The organism is Devosia salina (assembly GCF_019504385.1).
Classification (GTDB): domain Bacteria; phylum Pseudomonadota; class Alphaproteobacteria; order Rhizobiales; family Devosiaceae; genus Devosia; species Devosia salina.
The window spans coordinates 1,831,243-1,846,483 of the sequence record NZ_CP080590.1; the positions used below are offsets into that span (position 1 = coordinate 1,831,243).

15 protein-coding genes and 1 pseudogene are annotated in these 15,241 nt (G+C 63.1%); 9 read left to right on the forward strand and 7 right to left on the reverse strand.

Annotated elements, in window-relative coordinates; genetic code table 11:
- Nucleotides 1–6 precede the first annotated feature (6 nt).
- Nucleotides 7–512: pseudogene (locus K1X15_RS08745) on the reverse strand (GNAT family N-acetyltransferase).
- Nucleotides 512–1,666, reverse strand: a complete 1,155-nt coding sequence (locus K1X15_RS08750; RefSeq protein WP_240549699.1) for a pyridoxal phosphate-dependent aminotransferase — start codon at nucleotides 1,664–1,666, stop codon at nucleotides 512–514. The pseudogene K1X15_RS08745 and the gene K1X15_RS08750 overlap by 1 nt, the downstream one beginning before the upstream one ends.
- 149 nt (nucleotides 1,667–1,815) lie before the next feature.
- Here K1X15_RS08750 and K1X15_RS08755 point away from each other — a divergent pair, with 149 nt between their 5' ends.
- The 6 genes from K1X15_RS08755 (at nucleotide 1,816) to K1X15_RS08780 (ending at nucleotide 6,560) form a co-directional block, all read left to right on the forward strand.
- Complete coding sequence (locus tag K1X15_RS08755; RefSeq protein ID WP_220307073.1) at nucleotides 1,816–2,679, forward strand: DsbA family protein; 864 nt, start codon at nucleotides 1,816–1,818, stop codon at nucleotides 2,677–2,679.
- 104 nt (nucleotides 2,680–2,783) lie between these two features.
- Complete coding sequence (gene aroQ, locus K1X15_RS08760) at nucleotides 2,784–3,221, forward strand: type II 3-dehydroquinate dehydratase (protein WP_220307074.1); 438 nt, start codon at nucleotides 2,784–2,786, stop codon at nucleotides 3,219–3,221.
- Nucleotides 3,222–3,254: 33 nt separating this feature from the next.
- Complete coding sequence (gene accB / locus K1X15_RS08765; protein ID WP_220307075.1) at nucleotides 3,255–3,755, forward strand: acetyl-CoA carboxylase biotin carboxyl carrier protein; 501 nt, start codon at nucleotides 3,255–3,257, stop codon at nucleotides 3,753–3,755.
- Nucleotides 3,756–3,768: 13 nt separating this feature from the next.
- Nucleotides 3,769–5,115, forward strand: a complete 1,347-nt coding sequence (accC, locus tag K1X15_RS08770; protein WP_220307076.1) for an acetyl-CoA carboxylase biotin carboxylase subunit — start codon at nucleotides 3,769–3,771, stop codon at nucleotides 5,113–5,115.
- Nucleotides 5,116–5,154: 39 nt separating this feature from the next.
- Complete coding sequence (aat, locus tag K1X15_RS08775) at nucleotides 5,155–5,787, forward strand: leucyl/phenylalanyl-tRNA--protein transferase (protein WP_220307077.1); 633 nt, start codon at nucleotides 5,155–5,157, stop codon at nucleotides 5,785–5,787.
- Nucleotides 5,784–6,560, forward strand: a complete 777-nt coding sequence (locus tag K1X15_RS08780; RefSeq protein WP_220307078.1) for an APH(3') family aminoglycoside O-phosphotransferase — start codon at nucleotides 5,784–5,786, stop codon at nucleotides 6,558–6,560. Before aat ends, K1X15_RS08780 begins: the two co-directional genes overlap by 4 nt.
- Here the strand turns inward: K1X15_RS08780 and K1X15_RS08785 are convergent.
- The 5 genes from K1X15_RS08785 to K1X15_RS08805 all read right to left on the reverse strand — a co-directional run bounded on the left by K1X15_RS08785 (nucleotide 6,557) and on the right by K1X15_RS08805 (nucleotide 9,493).
- Entirely contained in the window at nucleotides 6,557–7,054 is a 498-nt protein-coding gene (locus K1X15_RS08785) for a GyrI-like domain-containing protein (RefSeq protein ID WP_220307079.1), read from the reverse strand. The two genes, K1X15_RS08780 and K1X15_RS08785, sit on opposite strands and share 4 nt — an antisense overlap.
- A 22-nt stretch (nucleotides 7,055–7,076) precedes the next feature.
- Nucleotides 7,077–7,862 carry an SDR family NAD(P)-dependent oxidoreductase gene (locus K1X15_RS08790; RefSeq protein WP_220307080.1) on the reverse strand — a complete coding sequence of 262 codons (786 nt, stop codon included), beginning with the start codon at nucleotides 7,860–7,862 and terminating at the stop codon, nucleotides 7,077–7,079.
- Nucleotides 7,863–7,942: 80 nt separating this feature from the next.
- Complete coding sequence (locus K1X15_RS08795; RefSeq protein ID WP_338033495.1) at nucleotides 7,943–8,365, reverse strand: DUF2155 domain-containing protein; 423 nt, start codon at nucleotides 8,363–8,365, stop codon at nucleotides 7,943–7,945.
- Between the two features lie 13 nt (nucleotides 8,366–8,378).
- The gene (locus K1X15_RS08800; protein WP_220307486.1) at nucleotides 8,379–8,765 is read right to left on the reverse strand and encodes an NADH:ubiquinone oxidoreductase subunit NDUFA12; all 387 of its coding nucleotides are present in this window, start codon (nucleotides 8,763–8,765) and stop codon (nucleotides 8,379–8,381) included.
- Between the two features lie 152 nt (nucleotides 8,766–8,917).
- Nucleotides 8,918–9,493, reverse strand: a complete 576-nt coding sequence (locus tag K1X15_RS08805; RefSeq protein ID WP_220307081.1) for a TetR/AcrR family transcriptional regulator — start codon at nucleotides 9,491–9,493, stop codon at nucleotides 8,918–8,920.
- Nucleotides 9,494–9,575: 82 nt separating this feature from the next.
- Between K1X15_RS08805 and K1X15_RS08810 the strand changes: the two genes are divergently transcribed.
- The 3 genes from K1X15_RS08810 (at nucleotide 9,576) to K1X15_RS08820 (ending at nucleotide 15,220) form a co-directional block, all read left to right on the forward strand.
- The gene (locus tag K1X15_RS08810; protein WP_220307082.1) at nucleotides 9,576–9,740 is read left to right on the forward strand and encodes a hypothetical protein; all 165 of its coding nucleotides are present in this window, start codon (nucleotides 9,576–9,578) and stop codon (nucleotides 9,738–9,740) included.
- Nucleotides 9,737–10,921: an MFS transporter gene (locus K1X15_RS08815; protein ID WP_220307083.1), complete on the forward strand. Its 1,185-nt coding sequence runs from the start codon at nucleotides 9,737–9,739 to the stop codon at nucleotides 10,919–10,921. The genes K1X15_RS08810 and K1X15_RS08815 overlap by 4 nt, the downstream gene beginning before the upstream one ends.
- 594 nt (nucleotides 10,922–11,515) lie before the next feature.
- Complete coding sequence (locus K1X15_RS08820; RefSeq protein WP_220307084.1) at nucleotides 11,516–15,220, forward strand: vitamin B12-dependent ribonucleotide reductase; 3,705 nt, start codon at nucleotides 11,516–11,518, stop codon at nucleotides 15,218–15,220.
- Nucleotides 15,221–15,241: the final 21 nt, after the last annotated feature.

Consider the following 15,241-nt stretch of genomic DNA (forward strand, 5'->3'; position numbering starts at 1 on the left):
GCCGCTTCACCGGTCCGGGAAATACCGGAACACCACGTCGCCCTCATCCTGGACCGCTGCCGTGTCGTCGCGCACGCCGCCTAGCCGCGACGAGACGGCCATCGACTTGTGATTATCAGGGTCGAAATAGCTGACCAGCGTCTCCAAACCCAGGCTCCCAAAGGCCCAGTCGCGCAGCGCCGCGCCGGCTTCGGTGGCATAACCCCTGCCCTCAAAGCCCTCATAGAGCATCCAGCCGAGTTCCTTTTCGGGAAACATCGGCCCGTGATTGATCCCGACCTGGCCGACGCATGCCCGCTCTCCTTGAGGTCGATCATCAGCGCGCCGTGGCCATAGAGCTCCCACATCGCCACGTCGCTGGAAAACATGCCCCAGGCCGCCCAACCTTTGTGGGGGCCACCCATCATCCGGGACCGGTCCGAGGCCATGAATGCCGCATAGGCGGGATAGTCGGCCATTGCCGGCGCCCGCAGCACCAGCCGGTCGGTGTAGAGGGTCGGTATGGCGCCCATCACCCGCCCGCCGCCAGGAATTTCCGCATCCGTTCGAGCGCCATCTCGATGCTGCTCTGCGTCCCGGCATAGCCGAAGCGCACGAAGCCATTGCCATTGGTCCGGTCGAAGTCGATCCCCGGCGTCGCGGCCACGCCCGCCCGGTCCAGCATGTTCAGGCAGAAGTCCATCGCATCATTGGAAAACCGGCTGATCCCCGCATAGGCATAGAAGGCGCCATCGCCATCGCCGGGCATGTCGAATCCCAGCTCTCGCAGCCCCTGCCCCAGCAACAGCCGGTTCTGGGCATAGGCGGCCTTCTGTTCTTCGGCATAGTCCCGCTCTTCAAGCGCCACCGTCGCGCCGATCTGGCTCAGCGTCGGCGCCGAAATGAACAGGTTCTGCTGCAGGATTTCGGCTCGCCGGATCAGGGCTTCGGGCAGCACCATCCAGCCGATGCGCCAGCCGGTCATGCAGTAATATTTCGAGAAGCTGTTGATGACGATGGCATCGCGGGTCAGTTCCAGCGCGCTGACCGAGGGGCCCGCATAGTCCAGCCCATGATAGATTTCGTCCGAGATGAACGTCACCCCCAACCGCGCGCAGGTGCCGATGATATCGGCCAGTTGCGCCCGGTCGACCGCCGCGCCCGTCGGATTGGCCGGACTGGCGAACAATAGCCCCTCGAACGGCTGCTGCGCATAGGCGGCCGCGATCTGCTCTCCGGTCAACCGCCAGCCATTGGCCGCGCTCACCGGAATTTCCGCCACCCCGAACCCCAGGCCCAGCAGCGTATTCACATAGGCCGGATAGCCGGGCCTTGTAATGGCAATGCGCGCGCCCGGCCTGAACGCGGTATGAAAGGCCAGGATGAACCCGGCCGACGAACCCATCGTGGCCAGGATCAGCTCCGAGTCGACACTGGCTCCATGCTGCCGTTCATAATAGGTGGCCAGGCCCTCCCTGAGGCCCGTCAGGCCCTTGGCATTGGTATAGCCCTGCGGCTCCGGCAGGGCGCGCGCCACCGCTTCAATGACCCGCGGCGCCGGCGGCGCGCCCGGTTCCCCGACTTCCAGGTGGCACACGCTCCGGCCCTGCGCTTCAAGCGCCTTGGCGCGCTTGAGAATGTCCATGGCAAAGAACGGCATCAGGCCGTCGGGCGAAGGGGTCAACATGGGCGCTCCGTATCCTTGCATTCGGGGTAGCCCGAAGCGTCCGGCTTCTCAACAACAATTGAAGCGCCCTTGAACCGAGCCACCTGATACGGGTGCTACTCTGCCCACGGTCTGCTACAGAAGACCGCAAGACTCGCCTGGAGCCACCTATGAAGAACCTGTCCATCGCACTGGCCGCCATTGCCGGAATTCTCGCTGGTGCCCTGGGATATTCCCTCCTCAATCAACCCGCCCCCGAAACCGACGCCGTGGCCGTCCGCGCCATTGTCGAGCAGGTGCTGGAGGAACAATCTGCCCTGGCTGCTGCGACTGCACCCGCCGAGCCGGAGGTGGCCAGCATCGACCCGGCCGTGCTCAACCCGATGATCGAGCAATTCCTGCTCAGCGACCCCAAGGTGCTGCAACGCGTCTCAACGGCCCTCGAGGACACGCTGCGGGCTGAGGAGGCCGAACGGTCCGAAACGGCGCTGGCGGAGTTCCACAACAAGATTTTCAACGCCCCCGACCAGATCGTGCTCGGCAATCCGGAGGGCGACGTCACCCTGGTCGAATTCTTCGACTACAATTGCGGCTATTGCCGCGCTGCCCTGCCCGATCTTGCCGCCCTGCTGGAGGAAGACCCGAACCTCAAGGTCATCCTCAAGGAATTCCCCATTCTCTCCAACGAATCCATCGATGCGGCACGTGTCGCCGTGCTGGTCGGTCAGAGCGATGCGAGCTATTGGGATTTCCACTCCGCGCTGTTCACCAGTCGCGGCAAGGTCGACAAGTCCGTGGCCCTGGCCGCGGCACAGGACCTGGGCCTCTCGCCGGTCGAGCTGGAACTGAAGATGGGCGATCCAAGCGTTGCCAAGACCATTCAGGGCTCCTACGAAATCGCCCAGGCGCTCGGCATCACCGGCACCCCCACCTATATCATCGGTAACGAGATCATTCCCGGTGCCATAGGTGCGGACGAACTGCGTGCCCGCATTGCCGACATGCGCGCCTGCGGCCGGACGCAGTGCAGCTGACCGGCTGACGCGCCAGGACAGCGGTGGCCGATCTAGCCTTTTCGGTGCATTTCGTGTAACCGCCCTTGCGCCGGCCAAAAAGGCCGGTGCACAAGGCTTGGATCATGACCAAACGCGTTCTCGTCTTAAACGGCCCGAACCTTAACCTGCTCGGCACCCGCGAGCCGGGCACCTATGGCGCCGAAACGCTCAAGGACATCGAGGCCCTGTGCAAGGCGGCTGCGGCCGAGTTGGACCTGAGCCTCGATTTCCGCCAGTCCAACCACGAAGGCGAACTGGTGACCTGGATTCAGGATGCCCGCAAGACTGCGGACGGCATCCTCATCAACCCGGCCGCCTATTCCCATACTTCGGTTGCCATTCACGATGCCCTGAGGGCCGTGAGCCTGCCGGTTGCCGAAGTCCACCTCACCAATATCCATCAGCGCGAAGCGTTCCGACACCATTCCTATGTGTCCTCGGTCGCTTTCGGTGTCATTTGCGGCTTTGGCTCGCTTGGATATAAACTGGCCCTCATGGCCTTGGCCGAAAAACTCAAATAACGCTTCGACGCGAGAAGCCGGGAGACCGACAGAATGACCAAGTCATCAGTGGATCAGGACCTGATCCGCGCCATTGCCGAACTGCTCAACAAGGAAAACCTTGCCGAGATCGAGATCGAGCAGGAAGATTTGCGGGTCCGCGTCACGCGCTCCTACCCCGCCGAGGCGCCGGCCTATGCGCCGGCCCCCATGCACTACATGGCGGCGCCCGCTGCGCCCGCCCCCGCTGCCGCCCCGAGCGCCCCTTCTGGGTCGGTCCCCGCTGCCGCACCAGCCAAGGCCGAGGACCTGGCGTCCAATCCGGGCACGCTGACGTCCCCCATGGTGGGCACCGCCTATCGCTCGCCCGAGCCGGGCAAGCCGGCCTTTGTCGATGTGGGCACCAAGGTCTCCGAGGGTCAGACCGTTCTGATCATCGAGGCGATGAAGACCATGAACCAGATCCCGGCGCACCGTTCGGGCACCGTCACCCGCATTCTCGTGGAAGATGCCCAGCCGGTCGAATATGGCGAGCCGCTCGTTGTCATCGAGTAAGGGGGCTTCTTGAATGTTCCAGAAAGTCCTCATCGCCAATCGCGGCGAAATCGCATTGCGCATCCTGCGCGCCTGCAAGGAAATGGGCATCCAGACCGTCGCCGTGCACTCGACGGCCGACGCCAATGCCATGCATGTGCGCCTGGCCGATGAAAGCGTCTGTATCGGCCCCAATGCCGCGCGCGACAGCTATCTCAACATCCCCTCCATCATGGCGGCCTGCGAGATCACCGGCGCCGACGCCGTCCATCCCGGCTATGGCTTCCTCTCGGAGAACGCCCGCTTCGCCAAGATCCTGACCGAGCACAATGTGACCTTCATCGGTCCCTCGGCGCACCATATCGAGATCATGGGCGACAAGATCACCGCCAAGAAGACGGCGGTCGAGCTCGGCATTCCCGTGGTCCCCGGCTCCGCCGGCGCCGTCGAAACCGAGGCGGACGCCAAGAAGACCGCCAAGGAAATTGGCTATCCGGTGCTGATCAAGGCCACCGCCGGCGGCGGCGGTCGCGGCATGAAGGTCGCCAAGACCGAAAAGGACCTGCTCGAGGCCTGGTCAACCGCCCGCACCGAGGCAAAGGCCGCTTTTGGCAATGACTCGGTCTATATGGAAAAATACCTCGGCAAGCCGCGCCATATCGAGGTGCAGGTGCTCGGCGACGGCCAGGGCAATGCCGTGCATCTGGGCGTGCGCGACTGTTCGTTGCAGCGCCGCCACCAGAAGGTCTGGGAAGAGGCCGGCGGCCCGACCATTTCTCCGTCCGAGCGCGACGAGATCGGCGAGATCTGCGCCGCCGCCATGCGCAAGCTGAAATATTCCGGCGCCGGCACCATCGAGTTTCTCTATGAGAACGGCGAGTTCTATTTCATCGAGATGAACACCCGTCTCCAGGTGGAGCATCCGGTTACCGAGCGCATCACCGGCGTCGACATCGTCTATGAGCAGATCAAGGTCGCTTCGGGCGAAAAGCTCTCGATGACGCAGGACCAGGTGCAGTTCTATGGCCATGCCATCGAAGTACGCATCAATGCCGAGGACCCGCAGACCTTTGCGCCCTCGCCCGGCACCATCACCTTCTACCACCCGGCCGGCGGCGTCGGCATCCGCGTCGATTCGGCGGTCTATCAGGGCTATCGCATCCCGCCCTACTATGACTCGCTGATCGGCAAGCTGATCGTCTATGGCCGCACCCGCGAAGAGTGCCTCAAGCGCCTCAGCCGCGCCGTGGACGAATTCGTCATCGATGGCGTCAAGACCACCCTGCCCCTGTTCCAGCGCCTCCTCAAGGAGCCGGACGTTCTGGCCGGCAATTACGACATCCACTGGCTGGAAAAATTCCTGGCCAACAACAAGGCCTGATCTATTGAGGGGCGCTTCGGCGCCCCTTATCTTTGCATCATGGCCCGCCACACCGATCCCTTCACCGTCGAGATCACCCCCGAGCTGATCGTGCGCGCCTATCGCGCCGGCATCTTTCCCATGGCCGAGGATGCGGCCGACACCGACATTTTCTGGGTCAGCCCCGACATGCGCGGTATCCTGCCGCTCGATGGCTTCCACGCCAGCAAGAGCCTGCACAAGGCGATGCGCAAATCGGGCTGGACCATCCGCGTCGATAAAGATTGGGATGGCATTATCGACGGCTGCGCGACCGTCGGCGAGGATCGCGACACGACCTGGATCAACGCCACCATCCGCTCGGTCTATGGCGAGCTGTTCAATCGCGGCATCGCTCACACCGTGGAAGTCTGGGACGGGGATGAGCTCATAGGCGGTCTCTATGGCCTCGCCATCGGCGCCGCCTTCTTCGGCGAGTCCATGTTCCACCGCCGCACCGACGCCTCCAAGATGGCCATGGCCCATCTGGTCGACCGCCTCAATGCTGGCGGCTTCGAACTGCTCGACACCCAGTTCCTCACCGATCACCTGGCCTCGCTGGGTGGTATCGAAATCACCCGCGCCGAATATGAGGAGCGGCTGGCCCATGCCACCGCCGCCGCCGGCGACTGGCACGCCTGGGACCGGCAATGATCGAGCCTGACACGCTTCCCGAAAGCCTTTCGCCCCTTCGCGACCTCGCCTGGACCCCGATCACCATTGGCAAGTCCGGCGCCGCGATCTGGCGCATCGCGCTCGGTGATGGCAATGCGGTCTTCCTCAAATCCGCACCCCTCCACCCGCTGTCCGAACTGCCCGGAGAGATCGAGCGTCTCAATTGGCTCACCCGCATGGGCTTCAAGGCGCCACGCGTCATCGACGCCGAGCAATCGTCGGATCGGCTCTGGCTATTGATGAGCGCCGTGCCGGGAAAGGACCTGACCCACTCCGTTGGCGAGCCGGAGACTTTTGTCCGCGCCTACGCACAGGGGCTCAAGCGCATCCATGCGCTCGACACCACCAATTGCCCCTTCGACCACAATGTTGATGCCCGCCTGACCGAGGGGGCGGCCCGCATTGCCGCCGGTCTCGTCGACGAAAGTGACTTCGACACCGATCGCCTCCGCTGGTCCGCGCCGCAAGTGCTCGACTGGCTCCACGCCAACCGGCCTGCAACTGGTCAGCAGATCGTGACCCATGGCGATGCCTCCACGCCCAACATCCTGGCGCTCGATGGCCGCTTCTCCGGCATGGTCGATTGCGGCCGCATGGGTCTTGCCGACGTCTGGCAGGACCTGGCCCTCGCCTGCCGCAGCATCGCCTACAATATCGGCAAGGATCACGTCGCTCCCTTCCTCGCCGCCTATGGCGCCGAATGGGACGAGGCAAAGTATCGCTACTATTGCACGCTGGATGAACTCTTCTAGTCCTTGAGCTTGAAGGCCAGCGTCGTCACCCATTTGTTCATATCCGGCACCTCGGCCGGATCGCTTTCGTAAAGCTCCAAGCGGCAGGCAAAATGGTCGTCCTCGCCCTCGCTCCTTTGATCGAACGGCTGCTGGGTCAAGTTCGACCAGCCAATCAGGACGCCGGTGACGGTAATGAGCGCGTCCGGATGTCCGTGCCAGGTGACCCCCATGAATCGCCCACCGGGCAGCGTGCCGACTTTGACCGCACCGTCTTCAGGGCCCGGACGCTCCACCGCGATCCCTGCCTCGACGTCGAGCGTTTCGGCCATATTGATGCGACGGTAATTGTAGAAGGCCGGCCCCGTGGCGGTCAGGCCATGGCGCGCGAGATAGTCGAAAATCAGCGGGAAACCTTCGTTTGCCGGCTTCTGCATCTGATGCATGGTCACGGTGAAAGGCACATAGACATAGCTTTGTGCAGGACGTTCCGTGATCTCTGGCAAAGTCATCATCTTGCTGTCTCCTTCCGCTCTCTCAATCAACCTGTGCGCCGCCGGTGGCATTGACCAGCGTCGCCGTCATGCTCGAAGCCAGATCGCTTGGCAGCAGCACTGCGGCATCCGCGCATTGGCTCAGCGAGGAAATCCGTCGCAGCGGCGTGTCCTTGGCGACTTCCCTGTGCATCTCTTCAAACGAAATGCCGCGCTCGCGAGCATGGATGAGCCAGGCCTCGCGCACGCCCGGTGCATCGGGCGAGCCGGGCGAGCGCACCCAGCAGCAGCGCACACCCTTTGGCCCGTTTTCCACTGCAAGATGGCGCAGGAAATGCTCCACGGCCGCGCAGGCAATGCCGAACCCACCCATTTCCGTATAGGCCTCCCGCGCCGCATTGGCGGTGAAACCCAGAATGACCCCGCCGCCATTCTCGCCCATATGCCGCGCCATCAGTCCGCCAATGTTGAACCACGACTTCAGACCGCGCTCGACTGGCAGGATGAACCGCTGAAAACTCATCTCGCTGATGGCCTGCCCCTGGGAATCGCCCCAGTCGATGGCGCTGAACGCGATCTTCACCGGACCGCTCTGGGCCACCACGTGTTCGAGATGGGTCGCGACCGCGTCGGGATTGAGCGCGTCGGCGCGCCCGGCAAAGGCCCTGCCGCCCGCTTGGCGGATGTTGCGTGCCACCGCTTCGAGCGGCTCGATATGCCGTGCCACCAGATGCACCACCGCGCCCTCGCGCGCAAATGCCGATGCCACGGCGGCGCCGACCGCCCCGCTCCCTCCATAGACCACGGCAACCTTGTCCTTGAGCAACATCCTGACCTCCCGGCGCGCCCATGCGCCTTCCCTTCACGACGAGGGACGGTCAGCGAGTTGAACACGGGTGGGAAGAAAAATCAGCGCTCGGAGGGCGGCGGGACGTTGGTCGAGGTCTTGCACTCGATCAGCCAGACGTCATAGACGGCGTGGTCGACGGCATTGAGGGCGGGACTGTCGGCAAACATCCAGCCCGTGAAGATGCGCTCGGACGTACCGTCCAGGCTGAGCTGATCCACTTCGAGAAAGGCCGATGTGCGTTGCAGCGTGTCGCTGCTGGGACGGTCGTAGCAGGCGCGGGGTGTAATCTCGAGTGCGCCGAAGAGCACGGTCTCGTCGACATAGACGTCGAAGCGCGTGATGCGCCCGGTAATCTTGTCCAGGCCCGCAAAGGTCGCCACGGGGTTGGCCACTGGCTGCGCCTGCGCGGGCATGACCGGTGCCAGACACAAAACGGCCGCTGTCAGCAGCGGCCGCAACAGGGCTGTCGGATTGATCTGCAAACCCGGCCTGCCCTTACTCGGGCGACCAGGCCTGGTAGTCGCCGGTGACGCGCGGGCGTTCACCCTTGTTGAGAAGGCTTCCATCCGGACGGTAGGCGGCTGCAGTGCCCGTGAGGTTGGGCTGGTGCGGCTTTTCCCAGGCCCGCGGCTCGTATTTGGCATTGGCAGGCGCCACATCCGAACGGTGATGCATCCAGCCATGCCAACCGGGCGGGATCGACGACGCATCGGCAAAGCCATTGGCATAGGTCACGTAGCGGCGATTGGCCTTGCGGTCCTGATAGTAGCGGTTGCCGAATTCATCGGACCCGACATAGTCGCCAAAGCGGCGGATCCAGAGGCGCGTGCCCCAGGTGTTGCCGCCCCACCAGGCGAAGATTTCACTCAGGAATTGCTTGATACCGGACTGGGCCAATTTTCGATTCCGCATATTTGGCGTCGATTTTGCGGTCGGTTTAGCATGGTCGAGCGGGTGAGCCTAGAGTGAGATCGCGGATTTGAGCGGTGCGGGCACGCACCTGCGCGGCCAGCCCCCATCAGCGGCGCAAAGGGTCATCCGGCCCGCAACAACTGCATCATCGTTTTGATCACGCGATCCTTCTGCACGTCGCTGGTGCCAGCCAGTCCCTGGATGTGCAATCCCTGGTCCATGGTCTGCAGCATCTTGCCCAGGCCGGCCAGGTTCGCCTTGGCATCCACTTGCCCACGCGCGGCGGCGCTGACGAGATTGGCGTGGTAGAGCGCCTCGATTTCCGCGGCCGCTTCCACCGCCTTCTGATGCGCACCTTCCGGCACCGTATCCTTCTGTGTCAGCGTATTGAGCATGAAGCAGCCATAGTATTCGCTGCCATATTCGAGACCCTTGAGGTTCGCCTCGATATTTTCCAGTCCCATAGGCTGGCGCGTCAGCATTTCCCGATACTGCGCAACGAGAATGCCGACAAACCGCTCCAGCGCCGCCTCGTAGAGCCCGGCCTTGCCCCCGAATTCCTTGTAGAGGCTGAAGCGGTTGAGGCCGGTATGTTCGACCAGCGCCGCAAGATGGGCGCCCTCATATCCCAGCCGCCAGAACAGCGCCATTGCCTTGTCGATGACCTCTTCGCGCTCATATCCACGTGGCCGCGCCATTTCAAACCGCTCGTTCTGTTACCTGTTGACCTCGCTGTCCCGCAAGGTTATTCACTTATCGTTCTGAAATCGAAAGAATGCAATGGCATCTCCCGTTCCCTCCGAATCTGCGGCCATTGCCATCGGCCCCGATCGGCTCGGTCAGACCGACATCCGCGTCCTCAGCGGCAATCCACGCCTGTCCCTGCCCAAAGGGCGTCCGCGGCTGCGTGGCGTGGGTGAGGCCTTGTTGAGGACCCTCAAGTGAGCCTCCGTCGGTTCCTCGGGCTCTACTACGCCTATGCCTTCCTGTTCGACTTCATCCTCGCTTATGCCTTCTACACGGCCCTGTTTGAGCTCGAGGGCCTGTCGATCACCCAGATCGGCCTGTTGCTTGCCTTCTGGTCGGCCACGGCCATCGTGCTCGAAATGCCTTCGGGCGCCCTGTCCGACCATTTCGACCGGCGCTGGCTGCTCGTGGCCGCGCCGCTGTTCAAGGCTTTGACCTTCCTGTTCTGGATCGTGGCCGCGGGCAATTTCTGGCTCTATGCCGCCGGCTTCCTGTTCTGGAGCCTGGCACAGGCCCTGCAATCCGGGTCGCGCGAGGCGCTGCTCTATGAGCGCATGGCCCATGACGGCCGCACCGGCGACTACGACAAGGTTCTTGGCCGCGACAATGCGGCAGAGGAACTGGGCATCGGCTTCGGCGCGCTGCTGGGTGGCCTGGTTGCCTGGCTCAGCTTCGATTGGGGTCTCTGGCTCTCCATACCCCCCTTGTTGCTGGCCTCAGCGCTTGCCTTCTGGCTAGAGGACGTTCGCAAGCTCAAGGCGCCCGAAGAACCCGAACAGGCACCGGCGGGCTACCTCTCGCATTTCGTCGATGCGCTCAATGAGTTTCGCCATCAGGCCGATCTGCGCTTCGTCACCACCTATATCGCGGTGGGCCTGGTGGTCTTCCAGCTCATCGAAGAGTTCGACCAGCTCTATTTCCTGGCCGTGGGCCTCCCCGTCTGGGCCTGGGGCATTGCCGCGGCCGCCGTGGAATTCCTCTATGCCGGTGCCAGCCTGTTCGCGCATCGCCTGGGCGGACGCCCCTGGCTGGCCTGGCTATTGCCGCTGCTGGGCGGTGCCCTGCTCATCGCCGCCTCGATCGGCACCACGCCATGGTTCGTCCTGATGCTCTGCGCGGCCTATGTGGTGATGGCGCCGCTCAACGTGCTTGCGGAAGCCCGCTTTCAGCGCGTCATGGAGGGCAAGAGCCGGGCCACGACCACCTCGGCCCTGGTGATGGCCGAGAATGTCTCTGGCATTGTTGGCACTCTTGCCTTCGGCGCTCTGGCCGACCGCGTCGGCATCCTGCCCGCCTATGGTTGGGCAGGCCTGGTCATGGCGCCGCTGGCGCTCTGGGTCATCTATGGGCAGCGGCAGGGTCGGCGCGCAACCGACTAGATGTAGAGTGCTGCCCACTGATCGGCGAAATACACCCCCATCCCCAGATGTCATGGAATCGCCCAAAATTCTGCGCTTGACACACTTTCGCCCAGACCGATTCTGCGTCTTACGCACATGGATAACGACCGGTAAACAGCAGGACCGCGGCACCGAACAGCGAGGAATCCCGCAGCCTTAGCGGCAGAATCTAGTGCCCTTCATGGGGTCCGCGAACGCCCTCCATATGGCCTTCACATTGCGCGGCAAGCGCTCTGTTTTCCTTGCCATTTGTCCCCGTAATCCACATATTACCCATACTATCCCTTGTTCCGGCACCGGATGCCGACACTAGGTCTTGTAATTTCTGGCGTTGACGCGCCCCCTGAATCGACTAACTCTCATCGACGGTCCGGTGCCGTCTTGAGGGCATCGGGCAAGTCCCCGAACCAAGCGCTGGCGACAGACCTGCGCAGGAACGGGGCACGGGGCAAATTCTTCGAGGGCCGCGCCTCCCGCGGACCTCGGTTGGTGAAAGCGTCAAACAGAAACGGACGAAGCCGCGGTGCGGCTGGCGGGCCTATGTGCCTGCCCGATTTGGGGAATACGACGACTATGCGCATTGAACGCCGGTTTACCACTGCCAACGCGGACCGTTACGGCTCGATCGAGTTCCGCTCGGCCACCAGCGAAATCCGGAACCCCGATGGCTCGGTGGTCTTCAAGCTGGACAATATTGCCGTGCCCGCGACCTGGTCGCAGGTGGCCACCGACATCATTGCGCAGAAATATTTCCGCAAGGCCGGCGTCGCCAAGGTCCTCAAGAAGGTCGAGGAGAATTCCGTTCCCTCCTGGCTGTGGCGCTCCGTTCCCGATGAAGCCGCGCTCGCCAAGCTTCCCGAAGCCGAACGCTATGGTTCGGAAATGGACAGCCGCCAGGTCTTTGACCGCCTGGCCGGCACCTGGACCTATTGGGGCTGGAAGGGCGGTTATTTCGACAGCGAGGAAGACGCGCGCGCCTTCTTCGACGAACTCGCCTTCATGCTCGCCACCCAGCGGGTCGCCCCGAACTCTCCCCAGTGGTTCAATACGGGCCTGCACTGGGCCTATGGCATTGATGGTCCCGGCCAGGGCCATTTCTACGTCGACCCCTTCACCCACAAGCTCGTCCAGTCCAAGTCGGCCTACGAGCATCCCCAGCCCCATGCCTGCTTCATCCAGTCCGTCGATGATGACCTCGTCAACGAGAACGGCATCATGGATCTCTGGGTCCGCGAAGCGCGCCTGTTCAAATACGGCTCGGGCACCGGCACCAATTTCTCGAAACTCCGTGGCGAAGGTGAAAAGCTCTCGGGCGGCGGCAAGTCCTCGGGCCTGATGAGCTTTTTGAAGATCGGCGACCGCGCTGCGGGCGCCATCAAGTCGGGCGGCACCACCCGTCGCGCCGCCAAGATGGTGGTGATCGACATCGACCATCCCGATATCGAGCAGTACATCAACTGGAAGGTGAAGGAGGAGCAGAAGGTTGCAGCCCTCGTCACCGGCTCCAAGGTCGTCTCCAAGCATTTGAAGGCCATCATGAAGGCCGCCGTGAACTGCGAAGGCGGTTCGGGCGATGATTGCTTCGACGTGGCCAAGAACCCGGCCCTCAAGCGCGAAGTCCGCGCCGCCAAGAAGGCGCTGGTGCCGGAGAACTACATTTTCCGCGTCATCCAGTTCGCCCGCCAGGGCTATACCGACCTCGAATTCCCCATCTACGACACCGATTGGGACTCTGAGGCCTATCTGACCGTTTCGGGCCAGAACTCGAACAATTCCGTCCGCGTCACCGACGACTTCCTCAATGCCGTCGAGAACGATGGCGACTGGAACCTGATCGGCCGCATCAAGGGCAATGTCACCAAGACGCTCAAGGCCAAGGACCTCTGGGAACAGATCGGTTACGCCGCCTGGGCCTCGGCCGATCCGGGCATCCAGTACCACACCACCATCAACGAGTGGCACACCTCCCCCGCCGCCGGCCCGATCGTCGCGTCCAATCCGTGCTCGGAATATATGTTCCTCGACGACACGGCCTGTAACCTCTGCTCGGTCAACCTCCTGCCCTATCGCAACAAGGATGGCTCCTTCGACACCGCTGCCTATGAGCACACCGTCCGCCTCTGGACCATCGTGCTCGAAATCTCGGTGATGATGGCCCAGTTCCCGTCGCGCGCCATTGCCGAACGCTCATTCGAATACCGCACGCTGGGCATCGGCTACGCCAATATCGGCGGGCTCCTGATGACCTCGGGCATTCCCTATGACTCGGCCGAGGGCCGCGCCATTGCCGGCGCCATCACCGCCATCATGACCGGCGTCAGCTACGCCACCTCGGCCGAAATGGCCAAGGAGCTCGGCCCCTTCAAGGATTACAAGCGCAACGCCAAGCACATGCTGCGCGTCATCCGCAACCATCGCAATGCCGCCCATGGCAATGCCGAGGGCTATGAAGAGCTCTCCATCAACCCGGTCCCGCTCGACCATGCCAATGTGAAGGACACCAACCTGTCCGAACGCGCCAAACTGGCCTGGGACAATGCGCTCGCCCTGGGCGAGAAGCACGGCTACCGTAACGCCCAGGTTTCCGTTATCGCGCCGACCGGCACGATCGGCCTGGTCATGGATTGCGACACCACCGGCATCGAGCCCGATTTTGCCCTGGTCAAGTTCAAGAAGCTGGCCGGTGGCGGCTACTTCAAGATCATCAACCGCGCCGTGCCCCCGGCCCTGCGCACCCTGGGCTATTCGGAAGACCAGATTGCCGAAATGGAGGCCTATGCGGTCGGCCATGGCAATATGAACCAGGCCCCGGCCATCAACCCGACCACCCTCAAGGCCAAGGGTTTTACCGATGACAAGATCGAGGCGCTCAACGCCGCGATGAAGTCGGCCTTCGACATCAAGTTCGTCTTCAACCAGTGGACGCTGGGCGCCGACTTCCTCAAGTCGCTCGGCGTGACCGACGAGCAGCTCAACGATTTCTCCTTCGAACTCCTGCCCTTCCTCGGCTTCTCCAAGAAGGACATCGAGGCCGCCAATATCCACGTCTGCGGTGCCATGACGCTCGAAGGCGCGCCCTTCCTCAAGGACGAGCACCTGCCCGTCTTCGATTGCGCCACCCCCTGCGGCAAGATCGGCAAGCGCTACCTCTCGGTTGAATCGCATATCCTGATGATGGCCGCGGCCCAGCCCTTCATTTCGGGCGCCATCTCGAAAACCATCAACATGCCCAACGACGCCACCGTCGAGGACGCCAAGAACGCCTATATGCTGTCCTGGCGCCTGGCCCTGAAGGCCAATGCGCTCTATCGCGACGGCTCCAAGCTTTCGCAGCCGCTCAATTCCTCCGTGCTCGCCGCCGCTGACGACGAGGACGAGGAGGATGCCGTCGAGGCCCTGGCCGCCCTGCCCGCCGCCGCGCGCACCGAGGTCATCGTCGAAAAGATCGTCGAGAAGGTCTATCGCGAACGCGAGAAGATGCCCGACCGCCGCAAGGGCTATACCCAGAAGGCCGTTGTCGGTGGCCACAAGGTCTATGTCCGCACCGGCGAATATGACGATGGGCGCCTCGGGGAAATCTTCATCGACATGCACAAGGAAGGCGCCGCCTTCCGCGCCATGATGAACAATTTCGCCATCGCCATCTCGCTGGGCCTGCAATATGGCGTGCCGCTGGACGAATATGTGGAGGCCTTCACCTTCACCCGCTTCGAGCCCGCCGGCATGGTCATGGGCAATGACCGCATCAAGAACGCCACCTCGATCCTCGACTATGTGTTCCGCGAGCTGGCCGTTTCCTATCTCGACCGGAATGATCTGGCACACGTCAATCCGGATAGCCCGACTTCGCTCGGCAAGGGCGTTGCCGAGGAGCAAGGCGCGCGCAGCACTGCGCCCGCGCCCGCCCCGGTGCCCGCCGAGCGCTTTGTCTCCCGCGGCATGACCCGCGGCAAGGTGCAGAACTCCTCGCTCATGCTGGTGCCCAAGGCACAGGCCGAGGCCTATAACCCGGTCGGCTCCATGCAGACCTCCACCGTGACGGCGCTCAAATCCGCCACGGCCCTCAAGATCGACCCGGCCCCGACGGCCCTCAACACCGCCGAGCTCAACCCGATCCCCAACCCGCCGCCCTCAAAGGACACGGGCCTCCTCCGCGCCGAAGCGCAGATGAAGGGCTATACCGGCGACCAGTGCACCGAGTGCAACAACTTCACCATGGTCCGCAACGGCACCTGCCTGAAGTGCGATACGTGCGGGACGACGACGGGGTGTAGCTGAGGCAGTCTGAGTACATGAAGA

Bases quoted from the DNA above. Each gene is read 5' to 3' on its own strand.
- K1X15_RS08750 (WP_240549699.1), bottom strand. From the start codon at position 1,666: ATGTTGACCCCTTCGCCCGACGGCCTGATGCCGTTCTTTGCCATGGAC.
- K1X15_RS08755 (WP_220307073.1), top strand. From the start codon at position 1,816: ATGAAGAACCTGTCCATCGCACTGGCCGCCATTGCCGGAATTCTCGCT.
- aroQ (WP_220307074.1), top strand. From the start codon at position 2,784: ATGACCAAACGCGTTCTCGTCTTAAACGGCCCGAACCTTAACCTGCTC.
- accB (WP_220307075.1), top strand. From the start codon at position 3,255: ATGACCAAGTCATCAGTGGATCAGGACCTGATCCGCGCCATTGCCGAA.
- accC (WP_220307076.1), top strand. From the start codon at position 3,769: ATGTTCCAGAAAGTCCTCATCGCCAATCGCGGCGAAATCGCATTGCGC.
- aat (WP_220307077.1), top strand. From the start codon at position 5,155: ATGGCCCGCCACACCGATCCCTTCACCGTCGAGATCACCCCCGAGCTG.
- K1X15_RS08780 (WP_220307078.1), top strand. From the start codon at position 5,784: ATGATCGAGCCTGACACGCTTCCCGAAAGCCTTTCGCCCCTTCGCGAC.
- K1X15_RS08785 (WP_220307079.1), bottom strand. From the start codon at position 7,054: ATGATGACTTTGCCAGAGATCACGGAACGTCCTGCACAAAGCTATGTC.
- K1X15_RS08790 (WP_220307080.1), bottom strand. From the start codon at position 7,862: ATGTTGCTCAAGGACAAGGTTGCCGTGGTCTATGGAGGGAGCGGGGCG.
- K1X15_RS08805 (WP_220307081.1), bottom strand. From the start codon at position 9,493: ATGGCGCGGCCACGTGGATATGAGCGCGAAGAGGTCATCGACAAGGCA.
- K1X15_RS08810 (WP_220307082.1), top strand. From the start codon at position 9,576: ATGGCATCTCCCGTTCCCTCCGAATCTGCGGCCATTGCCATCGGCCCC.
- K1X15_RS08820 (WP_220307084.1), top strand. From the start codon at position 11,516: ATGCGCATTGAACGCCGGTTTACCACTGCCAACGCGGACCGTTACGGC.